Raw genomic sequence first — 16245 nt, 5'->3', positions numbered from 1 at the left:
AGGGCTGAGAAGGAAGGAAAGCTGGGGGAGTGCGCAGAAGGTGTAGTAAATAGTCGTTAGGCAGAAAGAAGTCGAACCAAGGCTGTTAGCAAGCATCCCTACCGCTTCACTGAGGCGCTAGGCCAGTATGTAGAAAAGTAGAGATGCTTGGTCTTAGCTTAGTGTCTAGGCGCTAGGCCACCGGCTACTTAAGGCTGAGGATGTAGCGGGTCATTTCTTTAGCGTCGGCTACGGACAGGCCGGGGTGGGGCGTCATGGCAATGTCGCCCCAGTTGCCTTTGCCGCCCGTAATAACCTTGTTGGCCAGCATAGTGATGTTGGCATCGGTAGCGGGATATTTCGCGGCTACGGCTTTGTAGGCAGGACCCAGGAGCTTTTCATCAACACGGTGGCAACTGGCGCAGTCGGCACCTTCCATCAGCTTAGCGCCTGTGGCGACGGCGCCGCCCGTGGGAGCCGTGCCGATTTTATTGGTGCTAGTGTCAATCTGGGGCTGATGTGCCACGGCCGTTGCGTTAGCCGCCGTAGTGCTGTCTTTTTCTAATGGATCAGATTCGGCCAGTGTGTATTCTTCTTTCTTGGCGGAGGCTTGTTCATCAGAACCGGAGCCGCAGGAGGCCAAAGAGGCGCAAACGCCCAGGAGCAGAAAAGCTTTTTTCATAGTAGGGAAGCTAGGCCAGGTTAGAGGCCTAGCACGGTTTTGTTGAAATTTTCGTCGGTACCCGTCGCGGCAAAATCGTCGAAGGCTTTGTCGGTTACCCGGATGATGTGGTCTTTGATGAAGGCAGCACCTTCGCGGGCGCCGTCTTCGGGGTGTTTCAGGGCGCACTCCCACTCTAGCACGGCCCAGCCAGGAAAATCATAGGCCGCCATTTTGCTAAATATGGCCTTGAAATCCACCTGCCCATCACCGAGGGAGCGAAAACGGCCGGCACGGTCGAGCCAGCTCTGGTAACCACCATACACGCCCTGCCGCCCGGTGGGGTTGAACTCGGCATCCTTCACGTGAAACATGCGGATGCGTTCGTGGTAGATATCAATGTACTCCAAATAATCGAGGCACTGCAGCACAAAGTGGGAGGGGTCGTAGAGCAGGCAGGCCCGCGGGTGCTGCTGCACCTTATCCAGGAACATCTCGTAGCTAATGCCATCGTGCAGGTCTTCGCCCGCATGAACTTCATAGCACAGGTCCACCCCGCACTCGTCAAACGTTTGCAGGATGGGCAGCCAGCGCCGGGCGAGTTCTGTGAAGCCCGTATCCACTAAGCCAGCTGGGCGCTGGGGCCAGGGGTACACCATGGGCCACAGCAGCGCCCCGCTGAAGGTGGCGTGAGCAGTGAGGCCCAGGTTTTGGGAAGCCTTGGCCGCATACTTCAGCTGCTGCACAGCCCACTCTTGGCGAGCCTTGGGGTTGTTCTGCACCGCGGCAGGCGCGAAGCCATCGAACAGTTGATCGTACACAGGGTTTACGGCCAACAGCTGGCCCTGCAAGTGCGTAGAGAGCTCCGTGATTTCGAGGCCGGCGGCTTGCACCTTACCCTTTATTTCGTCGGCATAGGTCTGGCTTTCGGCGGCCAGCTGCAGGTCTATGAAGCGGCTATCGGTGGTCGGAATCTGTACTCCTTTAAAGCCTAGGCCACTGGCCCACGCACAGATTGACTCCAGAGAGTTGAACGGGGCTTCGTCGCCGATAAACTGCGCCAGAAAAACGGCCGGACCTTTTATTGTTTTCATACGGGGCTATACTATGAACTCGGTCCACTTCTGGGTAGAGCGGCCCGAGGCAATAACGTTCTCAATAAAAGCCATGCCGCGCACACCTTCCTCAATACCCGGGAAATCCAGCGCTTCTGGCACAGGCTTCTGGCCAGCTTGTTCCGCCTGCAGCGTCAGGGCAAAGTTGCGGTAAAGGTTCGCGAAGGCCTCCAGGTACCCCTCTGGGTGGCCCGATGGCGTGCGGGTATTGTGCTGAGCAAATGAGCTCACGTAGCCAGTGCCCGTCCGTCTGATTTCGGTAGGCTTATCCAGCCACTTCACCTGCAGGGTATTGGCATCAACTTGTTGCCACTCTAGGCCACCTTTCTCACCGTACACCCGCACCCGAATGTTGTTTTCCTCGCCGGCGGCCACTTGGGTAGCCACCAGTACACCGCTGGCCCCGCTGGAAAGGCGCAGCAGCACGGCACCATCATCGTCGAGCTGGCGCCCGGCTACCACCGTGTTAATGTCGGCGCAGAGCTGCGTAACGGCTAGGCCACTCACGTACTCCAGCAGGTTAAAGGCGTGGGTTCCGATGTCGCCCATGGCGCCGGCGATACCGCTGCGGCTGGGGTCGGTGCGCCACGAGGCTTGCTTGTTGTCAGAGCCTTCCTCAAAGGTGCTCAGCCAGCCCTGGGGGTATTCTACGTACACTTTGCGCACGGCCCCGAGTGCGCCAGAAGCTACCAGCTGCCGCGCCTCCTTCACCATAGGGTAGCCTGTATAGGTGTGGGTCAGGCAGAAGCGGGCGTTGCTGGCAGCTAGCACGGCTTGCAGCTCCTTGGCTTCGGCCAAGGAAAACGTCATCGGCTTGTCCAGAATCACATGGAAGCCATTTTCCAGCGCCAGCTTTGTGGGAGCGAAGTGCAGGTGATTGGGCGTCACGATGGACAGCACTTGCACTCGCTCGTTTTCCGGAAGCTGCTGCTCCCGCTCAATCAACTCTTGGTAAGAACCATATACCCGGTCGGCCGACAGGCCTAGCAGTTGCCCACTAGCTCGGGAGGTTTCGGGGTTGCTGCTGAAAGCTCCAGCAACCAATTCATACAGTCCATCTAAGGCCGCGGCATGACGATGAACGGCGCCAATAAAGGCGCCCTTTCCACCGCCAATCATCCCTAATCGTAATTTCATTTAGTAACTGGTTGATAACTGGTAGCTGCTGATGGTTGATTGGGTATGTGTGGGGTAAATGCCGAAAGCAGGAAGGCCTACAGTCAGCAACCACACCAATCAACCATCAGCAACTTACGCAATCAGGTAGTAGCCCAAGCCCGGTCGCCCTTTTTGTAGGGCACGCAGCCTTCATACTTGCCGGGTACAGGCAGGTAGCGGAGGGCTTTGGTGCTGCCTATTTCCGAAGTGAAGTAGCCCAGCATGGTGAGTTCCTTAATCATGCGGAAGTAGTGATTGGGCGCTTCCAGCGTTTTGGTTTTGGCGTAGTTCTTCTGCTCGGCATCGAGGGCCGTTAGCAGAGCCGTGCGCTGTGCGGCATCGGATTCCAGAAAACCCTTGCCGTTTTTCTTCTTGCTAGCCTGCTCCAGCTCGTTTAGGCCCTTCAGAAATATCTGCTGATCCTCGGGCTTGTAGCAATCGCGCACCATTACGGCCATAAAGCTGCCCACATCGGCGGCTTTGGCACCAGGAGTGGCAGTAGTAGGCAGAATAGTTTCGCCCACCTCGTTCAGGTAGGCCACTTGGTCTTGGCTGAGGAAGGACTTTTCCTGTTTCGTTTCCTTCGCAGTGCCCTTCTTTTCTTTCTCCGAAGGGGAGGAGCAGCTGGTAAGAAAATAGTCGCCCCCAATAACGGCGCCGCCCATCAAGATGGCTACCCGGGCTAATGCGTCTCTTCTGTTCATGACTGTGCCGGTAGAGGTTAGACGTTTTGCTTTTTCAACTCGCCCACTGCATGGTCTACGGCGCGGGCCGTCAAGGCCATGTAGGTCAGCGAGGGGTTCTGACACGCCGCCGACGTCATGCAGGCGCCATCCGTCACGTATACGTTCGGGGCGTCCCACACTTGGTTGTGCTGGTTGAGCACCGAGGTTTTGGGGTCGCGGCCCATACGAGCAGTGCCCATTTCGTGGATACCGCCACCCATGGAGTAGCCATTGTTGTAGGTCTTCACGTTTTTCAGACCGGCTTTTTCCAGCATCTCCTGCGCGTCCTGCATCATATCAATGCGCATTTTCTGCTCATTCTCGCGGATAGATGCGTCAATGGCCAGCACTGGCAGGCCCCACTTGTCTTTCTTAGTTTTATCGAGGTAGGCGCGGTTATCGTGGTAGGGGAGCGTTTCGCCGAAGGCTCCCAGGCCCATGGTCCACTGGCCGGGTTCGGTGAGGGCGTCTTTCAGGTCGCCGCCAATGCTCATCTCCGCAATTTCCCGACCCCAGCCCTCGCGCCCCGCGCTGCCCTGGTAACCAAAGCCCCGGATGTAGTCGCGCTTATCACCGAACAGGTTACGGAAGCGCGGCACGTAAATGCCGTTGGCCCGGCGGCCGTACACGTACTTGTCCTCGTAGCCCGGCATCTCGCCGTGAGCCCCCGCCCGGAAGTGGTGGTCCATCAGGTTGTGGCCTAGCTCTCCGCTGCTGCTGCCCAGCCCTTCGGGCCACACATCGGTGGCCGAATTCATCAGCACCCACGCCGAGTTCAGCGTAGAAGCATTCAGGAAGACGATTTTCGCGTAGTACTCGTAGGTTTTGTTGGTTTCCGCATCAAGCACTTCTACCCCCTTGGCCCGCTTGGTATCCTTATCGTACAGGATGCGCGTGACGATGGAGAATGGCCGCAGCGTGAGGTTGCCCGTGGCCATAGCGGCCGGTAAGCTGGCCGACTGTGTGCTGAAATAGGCGCCAAATGGGCAGCCCAGCCAGCACTTGTTACGGTACTGGCAATTAACGCGGTTGTTATGCGGCTTCGTGATGTTGGCGGTGCGCCCAATCACCATGTGCCGGTCTTTGTAATGCTTCTTAATGCGGGCCGCCACGTCTTTCTCCACGCAGTTCATTTCCATGGGCGGCATAAAGTCGCCGTCGGGCAGCTGGGGCAGTCCATCTCGGTTGCCGCTGATGCCGGCAAATTTCTCTACGCGGCTGTACCACGGAGCTAAATCCTTATAGCGAATAGGCCAGTCCACGGCTATGCCGTCTTTATCGTTGGCCTCAAAATCATAGTCGCTCCAGCGGTACGACTGGCGTCCCCACATCAGGGAGCGACCACCCACCTGATAGCCCCTAAACCAGTCGAAAGGTTTAACTTCCACGTAGGGGCTTTCCCGCTCATCTACCCAAAAGTTTAGGTTGCTCTCGTTGAGAGTATAATCGCGCTTGAGAACGGGGTGGTCCTCAATCATCTGCTGGGTTTTGCCCCCCCGGTGGGGGAGCTCCCACGGCGCCTTGTTGGCGTTTACATAATCTTTGACATGCTCAACGTTGCGGCCACGCTCGAGCATAATAGTTTTTAAGCCTTTTTCCGTCAATTCCTTAGCAGCCATGCCGCCAGAAATACCGGAACCGATGACGATGGCATCGTACGTGTACTTTTCCATAAAGGTGGGATGAGATAGGGCAGTAGCAAGTTGGCTTTGCGACTAGCAAAGGCTACACTAGGGTGCGCTTGATGTGCGCAATACTCTTCTGAATGCTGTCGAAGGGAGAACCAGGCGTTTGGTCCTGCTCCACGAAGAAGTACTTCATGCCAGCCGTATTGGCTTGGGCAAAAATCCGCTTGAAGTCAATAACGCCGTTACCAACCTCCGTGAAATCCTTCTTGGGGGTTTTATCCATATCCTTCACATGCCACAGCGGGAAGCGGCCGGGGTGCTTCTTAAACAGCGCCACGGGGTCTTGGCCCGCTTTAGTAGCCCAGTACAGATCAAGCTCCATCTTCACCAAGTCTTTGCTGGTGTTGTTGAGGAGCAGGTCAAAGGGCATCTGGCCATTCTGGGCCATGAACTCGAAGTCGTGGTTGTGGTAGCAGAGCTGAATACCTGCTTTTTTGCTTCGCTCACCGGCTTTATTGAGTTGTTCCGCTACATACTTGTAGTGGTCGAGATTGCCGCGCTCAGCTTCGGATAAGTAAGCACACACCATATACTTCACTCCGGCTTGGGCAGCATCATCAACGGCCTTATCCCACCCGTGTAGCATGGTGCCCTGAACTGGTTGGCCCTTGTCCTGTTCTTCCCCTAGCCGGTAGTGGCTGCTGGGCATGATCATGCCATTCTGTTTGAGGAGCTTAGCAAATGCCGCCGGGTCCATTCCGTAGAACTTCTGGCTGCCTGTGTACGTAGCACCTTCCACTGAATTATACCCTAGCTTGGCAATACGGGCTAAGGTACCAGCTGGGTCTTGCTGCATTGCTTCACGTACAGTATACAGCTGCAGCCCGATGTAGGACTTGGGAGCCGCCAACAAGCTGGGGCTAAATAGTGCACCGGCCGAGAGCAAGGCCGCGGACTTCACGAAGGAACGTCTAGAGTTCATATAGAAAGGAAGGGTGGGAAGTAGGCCCGCAAGGGCTTAGATAATTCCACACAGCGTATGTGTTGGAAGGAGGAGCGGAGCAAGTCAGGCTAATGCCTCGGAGGAAAGAAAGCCCCCGTTTATGTGTAGAGCAGTACATGTTTCAGCAACCGGTATGCTCTAGAGTGGCAGCTGAAATAGTAGCTGCTGCTGAGATTAGTTCGCCCTAATTTATTGTTCCTTATTTGGAGAATGCAAGGGCAGTAAGCTCAAGGTGAGGACTTTTGCTGAGTTTTCCTAAGCTGTTTATACACTTAGATCACACTCTGCATGGGGCATAAACCACTGGAAAGCGGCATGTAGAGGCTTGTTATGGTGATTTTGGTCACTTAAAAAACACGCGTTAACAACCCGTATTCACTCAACTTTTTTCGAGCTTTGTTACCTTTTTACGCAATAGATTTTTTGAGAACATAAAAAACGACCGGAACTATGCATAATCATAGTCTGATAGTAGTACTCTCCTAACATGTGTGAGTAAGTACTCATCCGCGACGGCTAGCTACTCAGGGGGTGAGCAATAATGCTGTACACCCAGCCTATCTTTACTTTATTTGCTTAACCGTTTTCTATCCTTTTCCTGAGCTAAATGAAAACACTCCTTTTACTCACACTTTGGCTATGCATGTGCAGTGGGGCTGTTATGGCGCAAACGGCGCCAACGCCAGACCCGCTTTTAACTGATTGGGCTAAGCTCGCTCGTTATGCTGCGGCTAATAAAGGCCTACCTGCTCCAACTGCAAATGCCCCACGCGTAGTGCTTCTGGGTAACTCCATTACGGACTCCTGGCCTAGCGCTGATCCACAGTTTTTCGCTGGTAAGCCCTATGAATTTATTGGGCGAGGAATCAGTGGCCAGACGTCACCCCAAATGCTGGTGCGGTTCCGACAAGATGTGCTTGAGCTTAAGCCCAAAGTGGTAGCAATTTTGGCCGGGACCAATGATGTTGCCGAAAATACGGGGCCGTATACCCCACACGCCACAATGAACAACATCATGTCGATGGTGGAGTTAGCGCAGGCAAATGGGATACGGGTGGTGCTTTGTTCCATATTGCCAGCGTATGATTTTTGGTGGCGCAAAGGCCTTAATCCAGCTCCAAAAATTGTGGCTCTAAATGCAATGATCAAGGCCTACGCTCGTGAGAAGAAGTTGGTATACCTTGATTACCACAGTGCCATGGCTGATGAACGGATGGGCTTGAAGTTGGCTTACGGTGAAGATGGGGTGCACCCAAACCTAGCGGGCTATCGAGTAATGGAGCCCTTGTTGCAACAGGCCGTTGCGGATGCTCTCATACGCAAATAGTATTAGAGTACACCACCCGCTCGAACTTTGCCGGAGTAGGACTAGTTAGAGCCCTTGCCCAATGACTTAGCAGATGCAGAAGCATCTGTTTATGCCAGTTTGTTACGTATCATTCATGAACCCTCCTCTTTTCCATATCGGACAGGAAGTCGTTTGCACCAATGACGACTTCACTTTGCTGCTCGTGCAGAACCCCAACATTCAAACGCCCAAGCGTGGGCCCATTTACACGGTGCGCGGCCTGTATGATACCCACCGCGGCTATGGCATTACTTTACACGAAATTAATAACGCTGAAGTGGCTCCTGGCTTTCCAGAAGCTAACTTTCATGAATCGCGCTTTGCCCCGGTACCTCCCCTAGAGGAGATTGAAATCTCTACAGCTATTGAGGAAACTGTAGAGGTATAGAGCGCAATGAAACGTGCTACACACGGTATTATGAGAGGAAGAAAAACGGCGCCTGTATTACAGCTATATCGTAACGATCTGAACAAAAGGAAGTAGTAAACCGTATAGGCTTTGAAGAAGGCAATTGAATCTTGTTAGTGTCCAGACATGACGTGCCTTTTTCAGGCTGTCTCTGCTCAGCAAGAGCCTGTATAGCTAAGTAAAAGGACAAGGCTGCAGTTTGCTGTTACTTACACTTTTTGCATAGCTGAATAGTTGAATACTCCCTTAACCTCCATAACCAACCGCTTATGAAAACCTCGCAAAAGGCCCTTTGGTCAGCGCGCATCCTGACAGTATTGTTTGGTGCCGGTGTAGCATTGTCATCTTGCTCTACTACGAGCAGCACGCCCTCATCTACCATGGACCCCAGCACTACCTCGGGTAGCACTTCGGGCTCAACAACTACTTCGGGCTCGACCAGTGGCTCTACCACGTACGGTTCTACTACGGGCACCACTACAGGAACTACCTCTGGCACAACTTCCGGTACTACTACCACCGGTACCACCTCTGGCAGCACTACCTCTGGTACTACTAGTGGCACAACAAGCGGCACAACTACCCGCTAAATAACACACAAACAGAAAGGCCTGCTATTCTTGGAATAGCAGGCCTTTCTGTTTGTGTATCGGTCTTACTTACTCTTAAACCGCCGAATAGAAGTACGCGTGAAATCGGATAAGACTAACCGGCCACTGATGGCCGCACGTTCCACTAATAAGGTGTCCCACTTGTCGGTGCCTTGCCAGCACACTTGCTTTAGCTCGGTCAAAGCCTCTGGGTTATAGGCTGCCAGTTTGTTAGCAAAGGCCTGAACTGCGGCATCTAGCTCCTCAGCAGTATTTAAAACCTCAGCATATAGGCCCCGCTCTTTTGCCCATTCGGCAGAGCGAAATTCTGCAGCATCCAGAGCAAGTTGAGAATAGGCAGAAACACCAATCTTGCGTTCTACAGCCGGACCAACTACAAATGGGCCAATACCTACTACCAGCTCACTCAGTTTAACCGCTGCCTGCGTTGTAGCAAAGCAGTAGTCGGTAGAAGCGGCTACACCTACGCCGCCGCCAATGGCTTTGCCCTGTACCCGACCGATAATAATTTTAGGACAGGTGCGGCAGGCGTTAATCACCTTCGCGAAGCCCGAGAAAAACTCCAGACCCTGCGCTTCATTCTCAATGGCCATTAGCTCGTCGAAGCTGGCACCCGCGCAAAACGTCTTTTCGCCTTCGCTCTTGAGGATAATAACTTTTGTGTCTGCCGACTGGCCTACGGCGGTAATGGTGTTAGCCAGTTGCGTCAGCAGGGCGCTGGGCAGAGAGTTGTGGCTGGGATGGAAGAAGGAGATGGTAGCAATACCCTCTGGACTAGTGGAAGTGGTTACGCGGCCAGCGGTTAGTGAAGTTGTTGACATACGAAAGCAGGTAATTGGTTTCTACCAAGGAGCGCGAATACTAACATCCGCGCTCCTACTTGAGAAAGTCTATTCTTGATTCTTTTTCTTCACCATGGTAAGAATGGTGGCAACGGCGACAGTTTCGCCGGTTTCGTCTGATACGTCCACCAACCAGCGCACAATGCCTTTGGCTACGTCCTCAGCGTCGCGCTTCTCCTGGCCGATTTTTTCCTTCACGGTCAGCTTCACCCCAATGGTCATGCCAGGGTATACAGGCTTGGTGAAGCGGCACTCATCTAGGCCATAGTTGAGCAGCACGGGCCCCTTGCGTGGATCCACGAACATACCGGCGGCTTTGCTTAGGATGTAGTAGCCGTGTGCTACGCGGCCCGTGAAGAGCGTGCCTTCCAGGGAAGTAGCATCCACGTGGGCGTAGAAGTTGTCGCCGGATACCTGCGCGAAGTTGGTGATGTCCGACTCCGTAACCGTGTGGCGGTGCGTAGTATACGTCTGCCCGATTTCCAGCTCCTCAAAGTAGTGCTGGAAGGGGTGCTTGTCCTTCTCAATCTGCTTAGCCTTGGGCTGGTACACCTCGGTGATGGCCGTAATCATGCTCGGCGAGCCCTGAATGGCTACTCGTTGCATGAAGTGCTCCACGCCTCGGATGCCACCCATTTCCTGCCCGCCACCCGCGCGGCCGGGGCCACCATGGATGAGCAGGGGCAGAGGCGAGCCGTGGCCGGTGCTTTCCTTGGCTACTTCCTCGTTAATCACCAGAATACGGCCGTGGTGAGTGGCGGCGCCTAGCACAAACTCCTGGGCAGTGCGTGGGTCGTTGGTAGCCACTGAGCACACCAAGGAGCCTTTGCCCATGTTTGACAACTCAATGGCCTCATCCAGCGTCTTGTATGGCATGAGCGTGCTCACCGGCCCAAAGGCTTCCACCTCGTGGCTGTCGGTGAACTTAAATGGCTCCGAGTTCAGCATCACAATCGGCGACATGAACGCACCGGTTTTGTTGTTGCCTCCAATGACTTGCACGTTGTCGAGGTCACCGTACACGATGGGCGTGTTTTTAGCGAGCTGGCGCACTTGTTCGCGCACTCGATTCACTTGGGTCAGGCTCACTAGGGCGCCCATGCGTACGCCTTCGGCCTGCGGGTGGCCGATGGTGGTTTGCGCTAGGGCTTTACCTAGGGCAATCTGCACGTCTTCCAGCAAGTTTTCGGGCACGATGGCGCGGCGGATAGCTGTGCATTTCTGCCCGGCTTTCGCTGTCATTTCCTTGCGAATCTCCTTAATAAAGAGGTCGAACTCTACGGTGCCCGGCACGGCATCCTGGCCTAGCACGGCAGCATTCAGCGAGTCAGCCTCCATGGTGAACGGCACCGCCTCCGCGATGATGCGGGGATGGGCCTTCAGCTTGCGGCCGGTTTCCGCCGAGCCCGTAAAGGTCACCACGTCCTGGTAGGTCACGTGGTCGAGAATGCCCTCGCCGGTGCCGCACACCAGCTGCAGTGCGCCTTCCGGCAGAATCTTGGAGGCAATAATCTCACGTACCACGGCCTCCGTGAGGTAAGCGGATGGCACGGCTGGCTTCACGATGGCCGGCATACCCGCCAGCAGGTTTACGGCAATTTTCTCCAGCATACCCCAGATGGGGAAGTTGTAGGCGTTGATATGCACGGCCACGCCTTCCTTCGGCACCAGAATATGGTGGCCCATGAAGTTGCCCGCCTTCGACAGCGCAATGGGGTCCGACTCCACGTAGAACGGCTTGTCGGGGAATTTGCGGCGTAGCGAAGCGTTGGCGAACAGGTTGCCGATGCCGCCTTCAATATCTATCCAGGAGTCGGCGCGGGTGGCGCCGCTGCGGTAGCTGAGAGTGTAGAAGTCTTCTTTCTTGCTGTCGAGATGCAGGGCCAGCGCCTTAATCATGCGGCCGCGCTCATGGAACGTCATTTTGCGCAGAGCTTTGTTGCCGGTCCGACGCGCGTAGTCCATCATGGCGGCATAGTCGAGGCCTTCGCTGCTAGCGAGGGCAATGACCTCGCCAGTGCTGGCGTCCAGTAGTTCCTGCTCGTGGCCCTTACCGGCAATCCAGTGGCCTAGCGCATAGTTCTGAAGGGTGGGAGTCATATAAGTGGGAGGGAGTTTTAGTTATTGATGGAGTGAGTGGGAGTGGGGTAAATTTAAACCTGAACGTCATGCTGAGCTTGCCGAAGTATCTTTACCAGAGCTAACTGGCCTAGAGCAGTAATGAAGCTATAGAGATGCTTCGACTGCGCTCAGCAGGACAATTACCATTGTAACGTCAACATGCGAGGTTCCTCGGTTCCTGGCTTAATGCGCCACATGCTCGCAATGACGTTCAAGAGGAAGCGTTATTCACCTTCTTTCCGTTCGTTCCAGGTTTGGTAGGCCACTTGCTGCACCTGGCGGTCGGCGGGGACTTCGCGCAGAGGCTCGCAGGGCGTGAGGGTGGCGTAGCAGTCGGCGGGGAGTTGCATGTAGATTTGGGTGCCTTCGGTTTTCCAGGCTACCATCTCGTCGCTCACCTGCCGGATGATTTTATGCGGATTTCCCACTACCAAGCTGCGGGGCGGTATGACTTCATCGGCTTTGATAAAGCTGAGGGCCCCAATCACGCATTCGTCGCCGATGTCTACGCGGTCCATAATCACGGCATTCATACCTACTAGCACGTTGCGGCCAATGGTAGCCCCGTGAATGATGGCGCCGTGGCCGATGTGAGCCATTTCCTTGAGCCGCACGGTGGTACCGGGGAACATGTGCACAGTGCAGTTCTCTTGCACGTTGCAGTTGTCCTCGATGATGATCTGGCCCCAGTCGCCGCGAATGGCCGCGCCGGGCCCGATGTACACGTTGCGGCCGATGATGACGTTGCCCGTCACGGTAGCCTGCGGGTGCACAAACGCCGACTCATGCACGACCGGCACTAGGCCATTGAATGCGTAAATCATACTTTCTCGATAATGGCCGCATACCCCTGGCCTACGCCCACGCACATGGTGATGAGGGCATAGCGCTTGTTCTGCTTGTGAAGCTCCAGCGCGGCAGTGTTCAGAATGCGTGCCCCACTCATGCCCAGGGGGTGGCCTAGGGCAATGGCACCGCCGTTCGGGTTAATGCGCGGGTCGTTGCCTTCCAAGCCTAGGCCACGAGCACAGGCCAGCGTCTGAGCCGCAAACGCTTCGTTAAACTCAATCAGACCAATCTGATCCAGTGTCAGCCCCGCCTTTTTAAGGGCTTGCTGCGATGCCGGCACCGGCCCAATGCCCATATAGCGCGGCTCTACGCCGGCCACACCCATCGACACGATACGGGCCCGAGGCGTGAGGCCATGCTGTTTGATGCCTTCCTCCGAGGCTAGCAACAGTGCCGCCGCGCCATCATTCAGCCCCGAGGAGTTGCCAGCCGTTACGGAGCCGCCGTTCTTGCGGAAAGCGGGCCGTAGTTTCGCTAAGCCTTCCAGCGTGGTGTTTGACTTGATGAACTCGTCCTCGGCGAACAGCAATAACTCGCCTTTACGCTGCGGAATCGAGACAGGCACAATTTCCTCGGCAAAGCGGCCGGAGTCGCGGGCCCGGCCGGCACGCTGGTGCGATTCGTAAGCAAACTGGTCCTGGTCTTCGCGGCTGATTCCGTAGCGGTCCACCAAGTTTTCGGCGGTTTCACCCATGGCATCGGTGCCGTAGGCCTCTTCCAGGCGCGCATTAATGAAGCGCCAGCCAAAGCTAGAGTCGTACATCTGCGAGTCGGTGCCGAAGGCTTTGCTGGGCTTTGACATCACGTAGGGGGCACGGGTCATGCTCTCCACACCGCCGGAAATAAATAGGTCGCCGTCGCCGCTCTGGAGGGCCCGCGCCGCCCCAATGCTAGCCGAAAGGCCCGAGGCACACAAGCGGTTCACCGTCTCGCCGGGCACCGATGTAGGCAGCCCCGCCAGCAGCAGCGCCATGCGTGCCACGTTGCGGTTGTCCTCACCGGCCTGATTAGCGCACCCCAGAATCACATCGGCAATGGCAGCAGGGTCGACGGAAGCATTACGCTTCAGTAGTTCCTGAATGACGTGCGCAGCCATGTCATCGGGCCGCACCGCGGAAAGCGTGCCGCCGAAGTTGCCGATAGGCGTCCGGATACCGTCAATTATATATGCTTGATTCATTTCAATAGTTAAGTGTTAGGGGCCGGTTGATAGATAGGACTTAATCAGTCTGTCATGCTGAGCGCAGTCGAAGCATCTCTACCGCTTCGTTGCTAGGTTACTAGTTAGCCAGAGGTAGAGATGCTTCGACTGCGCTCAGCGTGACGGTCAGTTTTTCTATCATCTAGGTCACCGACTGAGTTACAAAATCTCGTTGCTGGTACGGTAGGCAGTGCCTTTGAACAGCGCCAGTACTACGCCATCTTGATTGGTAGCGCGCACCTGGTAGACCCCAATTTTGTGCTTGAGACTTTCTTCACGTGCCTCTATCGTCACGGTGTCGCCAGCTTTGCCGGCCTCCAGGTAGTCGATGGTAACGGTGAGGCCCACACTCTGGCGGCCGTGGCTGTTGCAGGCAAAAGCAAAAGCCGAGTCGGCCGCCGAGAACGTGACGCCGCCGTGCAAGGCCCCAAAACCGTTGACCATATCTGGGCGCACCACGAAGTGCAGGCGGCAATAGCCAGGGCCAACCTCATCCACTTGCAGGCCTAGCAGTTTGCTGAATGCATCGTTTTGGAGCATAAGCTCCTTCACGGCTTCGGCCCGACTCTTATCGGTGGCTGCTGGCTGACTCATGCTGGAACAAGGTCTGATTAGCCCGCACCATGCGGCGCAGCAACGGGCTAGCGCGGTAGCGGTCCTCGTGGTACTCAGCGTAGAGGTCGTCGAGGGTGGTGAGTACGGTGGACAGGCCTAGCTCGTCAGCCCAGGCTAGCAGACCTTTGGGGTAGTTAACGCCCTTGGTCATAGCTAGTTCCAAATCTTCTTTAGAAGCCACATTCAGGGCCAGCGCATCCACAGCTTCATTGATGAGCATGGCCAGGATGCGGTGCAACACTACCTGGCCTAGGGCCTCGTCGCGGGTGGGTTCGGGTGGCACGGCACCAGGGGCATAGCTATAAAAGCCGCGGCCCGACTTGCGGCCGTAGTAGCCGGCCTCAAATAGGCGCTTTTGCGTGAAGGAAGGCTTAAACCGCGGGTCGTAGAAAAAGGCGGTGAACACCGATTCCGTCACGCGGTAGTTCACATCATGCCCAATGAAATCCATAAGCGTAAATGGGCCCATCCGGAACCCGCCTAGCTCGGTCAGGGCCCAGTCAATGGTAGCCATATCGGCAATGCCTTCCTCCAGAATCCGGATAGCCTCGCCGTAAAAAGGGCGTGCCACGCGGTTCACGATGAAGCCCGGCGTGTCTTTGGTTAGCACGGGCAGCTTGCTCCAGCTCTGCACTAAGTCCCGGATTTCCTCGGCTAGGCCAGGTCGGGTTTGCACCGCCGGAATCACTTCCACCAACTGCATAATGGGTGCCGGGTTGAAGAAGTGAATACCGATGAAGCGCTCGGGCTGCTGGCAAGCGGCTGCAATAGAAGCTATAGAAAGCGAGGATGTATTGGTGGCTAGGATGCAGTCTGGCGACACAACCAGCTCCACTTCCCGGAAGAGTTGCTGCTTCACCGATAAATCCTCAACAATGGCTTCGATTACCAGCTCACAATCCGTGAAGGCATGCAGTTCTGCCGTTAGCTGCAGCTTAGCGAAGATAGAGTCAACGGCTTCCGAAGTAATTTTTCCCTTCTCTGCCAACTTATCCAGGTTCGTGCGAATTGACTGGCCCGCCCGCTGCAAAGCAGCCGCATTCTGGTCGAGCAGGCGCACGGTATGGCCAGCCGTAGCCACCACTTGGGCAATACCGGCCCCCATGGCACCGCTCCCGATTATTCCGATAATCATGCGCCGGTGAAGGTTGGTTTGCGTTTCTCAAGGAAGGCCGAAACTCCTTCTTTGTAGTCGGTGGTGTGGCCGGCGCGAAGCTGATAATCTGCTTCAGCACGGAGCTGCTGAGTTAGGTCGTTGCCGAAGGTGCTGTTGAGCAGCTGCTTGGTGTAGGCCAGTCCTTTGGTGGGCATCGCGGCTAGTTTGCTGACCAACGCGGTTACTTCTGCATCAAAGCTCTCATCAGAGAAAGCCTTGTAAATCATGCCCATTTGCACGGCTTCCTGAGCGCTTACCTTATCACCCGTGAACATCAGAGCCGAGGCGCGCTGCAACCCAATCAGGCGGGGCAAGAAGTAGGTCCCGCCGCTGTCAGGAATCAACCCAATCTTGCTGAATGCCTGAATAAAGGAAGCCGATTCCTTCGCCACCACAATATCACAAGCCAGCGCCAGGTTGGCACCCGCCCCGGCCGCTACGCCGTTCACGGCCGCTACTACCGGCTTATCCAACTCCCGAATCAGTTGCACAATGGGGTTGTAGTGCTTCTCCACGATTTCGGCCACTTCAGGGCTGTCGGGTCCCGTGATTTCCGCCAAGTCCTGACCGGCGCAAAAGGCCTTGCCCGTACCCGTGAGCAGCACCGCCCGCACCTCCGGGTTTTGCTGGCAGTCGCGCAGGTATTGCTGCAGCGCCAGTGCCAGTGGCTTGTTCACACTATTGAATACGTCGGGCCGGTTAAGCGTAATCGTGGCGACGCCCGCCTCGATGGAGAAGTTCAGAAAGCTGGTTTCAGGCATTGGGAAAGGGTGGATTTGTAATTAGTATGGAGCTAGAGCTAAAAACTAGTTCCCCTCTTCATA

Annotated in this window: 16 protein-coding genes; 3 read left to right on the top strand and 13 right to left on the bottom strand. The window is 55.6% G+C overall.

What is annotated here, in order from left to right; genetic code table 11:
- Positions 1–184 precede the first annotated feature (184 nt).
- From EU557_RS01105 to EU557_RS01080, 6 genes are all read right to left on the bottom strand, one after another.
- Complete coding sequence (locus tag EU557_RS01105) at positions 185–661, bottom strand: c-type cytochrome (protein ID WP_135528580.1); 477 nt, start codon at positions 659–661, stop codon at positions 185–187.
- A 20-nt stretch (positions 662–681) separates the two neighbouring features.
- The gene (locus EU557_RS01100; protein ID WP_135528579.1) at positions 682–1734 is read right to left on the bottom strand and encodes a sugar phosphate isomerase/epimerase family protein; all 1053 of its coding nucleotides are present in this window, start codon (positions 1732–1734) and stop codon (positions 682–684) included.
- Positions 1735–1740: 6 nt separating this feature from the next.
- The gene (locus EU557_RS01095; protein ID WP_167855042.1) at positions 1741–2892 is read right to left on the bottom strand and encodes a Gfo/Idh/MocA family protein; all 1152 of its coding nucleotides are present in this window, start codon (positions 2890–2892) and stop codon (positions 1741–1743) included.
- 122 nt (positions 2893–3014) lie between these two features.
- Positions 3015–3617, bottom strand: coding sequence for a gluconate 2-dehydrogenase subunit 3 family protein (locus tag EU557_RS01090; RefSeq protein ID WP_135528578.1), 603 nt, complete (start codon positions 3615–3617; stop codon positions 3015–3017).
- A gap of 17 nt (positions 3618–3634) precedes the next feature.
- On the bottom strand, positions 3635–5311 hold the full coding sequence (locus EU557_RS01085; RefSeq protein ID WP_135528577.1) for a GMC oxidoreductase: 1677 nt from the start codon (positions 5309–5311) through the stop codon (positions 3635–3637).
- Positions 5312–5363: 52 nt separating this feature from the next.
- Positions 5364–6248 (bottom strand): sugar phosphate isomerase/epimerase family protein, encoded by an 885-nt coding sequence (locus EU557_RS01080; RefSeq protein ID WP_135528576.1) that lies wholly within the window; start codon positions 6246–6248, stop codon positions 5364–5366.
- 628 nt (positions 6249–6876) lie between these two features.
- Between EU557_RS01080 and EU557_RS01075 the strand changes: the two genes are divergently transcribed.
- The 3 genes from EU557_RS01075 (at position 6877) to EU557_RS25655 (ending at position 8616) form a co-directional block, all read left to right on the top strand.
- Positions 6877–7596: an SGNH/GDSL hydrolase family protein gene (locus EU557_RS01075; protein WP_135528575.1), complete on the top strand. Its 720-nt coding sequence runs from the start codon at positions 6877–6879 to the stop codon at positions 7594–7596.
- A gap of 115 nt (positions 7597–7711) precedes the next feature.
- Positions 7712–8005 carry a hypothetical protein gene (locus EU557_RS01070; protein ID WP_135528574.1) on the top strand — a complete coding sequence of 98 codons (294 nt, stop codon included), beginning with the start codon at positions 7712–7714 and terminating at the stop codon, positions 8003–8005.
- 290 nt (positions 8006–8295) lie between these two features.
- Positions 8296–8616, top strand: coding sequence for a hypothetical protein (locus tag EU557_RS25655; RefSeq protein ID WP_210115957.1), 321 nt, complete (start codon positions 8296–8298; stop codon positions 8614–8616).
- Positions 8617–8681: 65 nt separating this feature from the next.
- Here EU557_RS25655 and EU557_RS01060 read toward each other — a convergent pair whose 3' ends face one another.
- The 7 genes from EU557_RS01060 to EU557_RS01030 all read right to left on the bottom strand — a co-directional run bounded on the left by EU557_RS01060 (position 8682) and on the right by EU557_RS01030 (position 16182).
- Entirely contained in the window at positions 8682–9458 is a 777-nt protein-coding gene (locus EU557_RS01060; RefSeq protein ID WP_135528573.1) for an enoyl-CoA hydratase/isomerase family protein, read from the bottom strand.
- Positions 9459–9527: 69 nt separating this feature from the next.
- Entirely contained in the window at positions 9528–11579 is a 2052-nt protein-coding gene (paaZ, locus tag EU557_RS01055) for a phenylacetic acid degradation bifunctional protein PaaZ (protein WP_135528572.1), read from the bottom strand.
- Between the two features lie 245 nt (positions 11580–11824).
- Complete coding sequence (locus tag EU557_RS01050) at positions 11825–12424, bottom strand: acyltransferase (protein WP_135528571.1); 600 nt, start codon at positions 12422–12424, stop codon at positions 11825–11827.
- Positions 12421–13629: a 3-oxoadipyl-CoA thiolase gene (gene pcaF / locus EU557_RS01045; protein ID WP_135528570.1), complete on the bottom strand. Its 1209-nt coding sequence runs from the start codon at positions 13627–13629 to the stop codon at positions 12421–12423. The genes EU557_RS01050 and pcaF overlap by 4 nt, the downstream gene beginning before the upstream one ends.
- Before the next feature lie 180 nt (positions 13630–13809).
- Positions 13810–14244, bottom strand: a complete 435-nt coding sequence (paaI, locus tag EU557_RS01040; RefSeq protein WP_135528569.1) for a hydroxyphenylacetyl-CoA thioesterase PaaI — start codon at positions 14242–14244, stop codon at positions 13810–13812.
- Entirely contained in the window at positions 14219–15400 is a 1182-nt protein-coding gene (locus EU557_RS01035; RefSeq protein ID WP_135528568.1) for a 3-hydroxyacyl-CoA dehydrogenase NAD-binding domain-containing protein, read from the bottom strand. Before EU557_RS01035 ends, paaI begins: the two co-directional genes overlap by 26 nt.
- Positions 15397–16182: an enoyl-CoA hydratase-related protein gene (locus EU557_RS01030; RefSeq protein ID WP_135528567.1), complete on the bottom strand. Its 786-nt coding sequence runs from the start codon at positions 16180–16182 to the stop codon at positions 15397–15399. Before EU557_RS01030 ends, EU557_RS01035 begins: the two co-directional genes overlap by 4 nt.
- Positions 16183–16245 lie beyond the last annotated feature (63 nt).

It is taken from the genome of Hymenobacter wooponensis (assembly GCF_004745865.1).
In the GTDB taxonomy this organism is placed as follows: Bacteria; Bacteroidota; Bacteroidia; order Cytophagales; family Hymenobacteraceae; genus Hymenobacter; species Hymenobacter wooponensis.
This window is presented reverse-complemented; position numbering and strand designations above follow the sequence as displayed.

Excerpts from the sequence above, each read along its gene's own strand:
- EU557_RS01105 (WP_135528580.1), bottom strand. The coding sequence starts at position 661 with ATGAAAAAAGCTTTTCTGCTCCTGGGCGTTTGCGCCTCTTTGGCCTCC.
- EU557_RS01100 (WP_135528579.1), bottom strand. The coding sequence starts at position 1,734 with ATGAAAACAATAAAAGGTCCGGCCGTTTTTCTGGCGCAGTTTATCGGC.
- EU557_RS01095 (WP_167855042.1), bottom strand. The coding sequence starts at position 2,892 with ATGAAATTACGATTAGGGATGATTGGCGGTGGAAAGGGCGCCTTTATT.
- EU557_RS01090 (WP_135528578.1), bottom strand. The coding sequence starts at position 3,617 with ATGAACAGAAGAGACGCATTAGCCCGGGTAGCCATCTTGATGGGCGGC.
- EU557_RS01085 (WP_135528577.1), bottom strand. The coding sequence starts at position 5,311 with ATGGAAAAGTACACGTACGATGCCATCGTCATCGGTTCCGGTATTTCT.
- EU557_RS01080 (WP_135528576.1), bottom strand. The coding sequence starts at position 6,248 with ATGAACTCTAGACGTTCCTTCGTGAAGTCCGCGGCCTTGCTCTCGGCC.
- EU557_RS01075 (WP_135528575.1), top strand. The coding sequence starts at position 6,877 with ATGAAAACACTCCTTTTACTCACACTTTGGCTATGCATGTGCAGTGGG.
- EU557_RS01070 (WP_135528574.1), top strand. The coding sequence starts at position 7,712 with ATGAACCCTCCTCTTTTCCATATCGGACAGGAAGTCGTTTGCACCAAT.
- EU557_RS25655 (WP_210115957.1), top strand. The coding sequence starts at position 8,296 with ATGAAAACCTCGCAAAAGGCCCTTTGGTCAGCGCGCATCCTGACAGTA.
- EU557_RS01060 (WP_135528573.1), bottom strand. The coding sequence starts at position 9,458 with ATGTCAACAACTTCACTAACCGCTGGCCGCGTAACCACTTCCACTAGT.
- paaZ (WP_135528572.1), bottom strand. The coding sequence starts at position 11,579 with ATGACTCCCACCCTTCAGAACTATGCGCTAGGCCACTGGATTGCCGGT.
- EU557_RS01050 (WP_135528571.1), bottom strand. The coding sequence starts at position 12,424 with ATGATTTACGCATTCAATGGCCTAGTGCCGGTCGTGCATGAGTCGGCG.
- pcaF (WP_135528570.1), bottom strand. The coding sequence starts at position 13,629 with ATGAATCAAGCATATATAATTGACGGTATCCGGACGCCTATCGGCAAC.
- paaI (WP_135528569.1), bottom strand. The coding sequence starts at position 14,244 with ATGAGTCAGCCAGCAGCCACCGATAAGAGTCGGGCCGAAGCCGTGAAG.
- EU557_RS01035 (WP_135528568.1), bottom strand. The coding sequence starts at position 15,400 with ATGATTATCGGAATAATCGGGAGCGGTGCCATGGGGGCCGGTATTGCC.
- EU557_RS01030 (WP_135528567.1), bottom strand. The coding sequence starts at position 16,182 with ATGCCTGAAACCAGCTTTCTGAACTTCTCCATCGAGGCGGGCGTCGCC.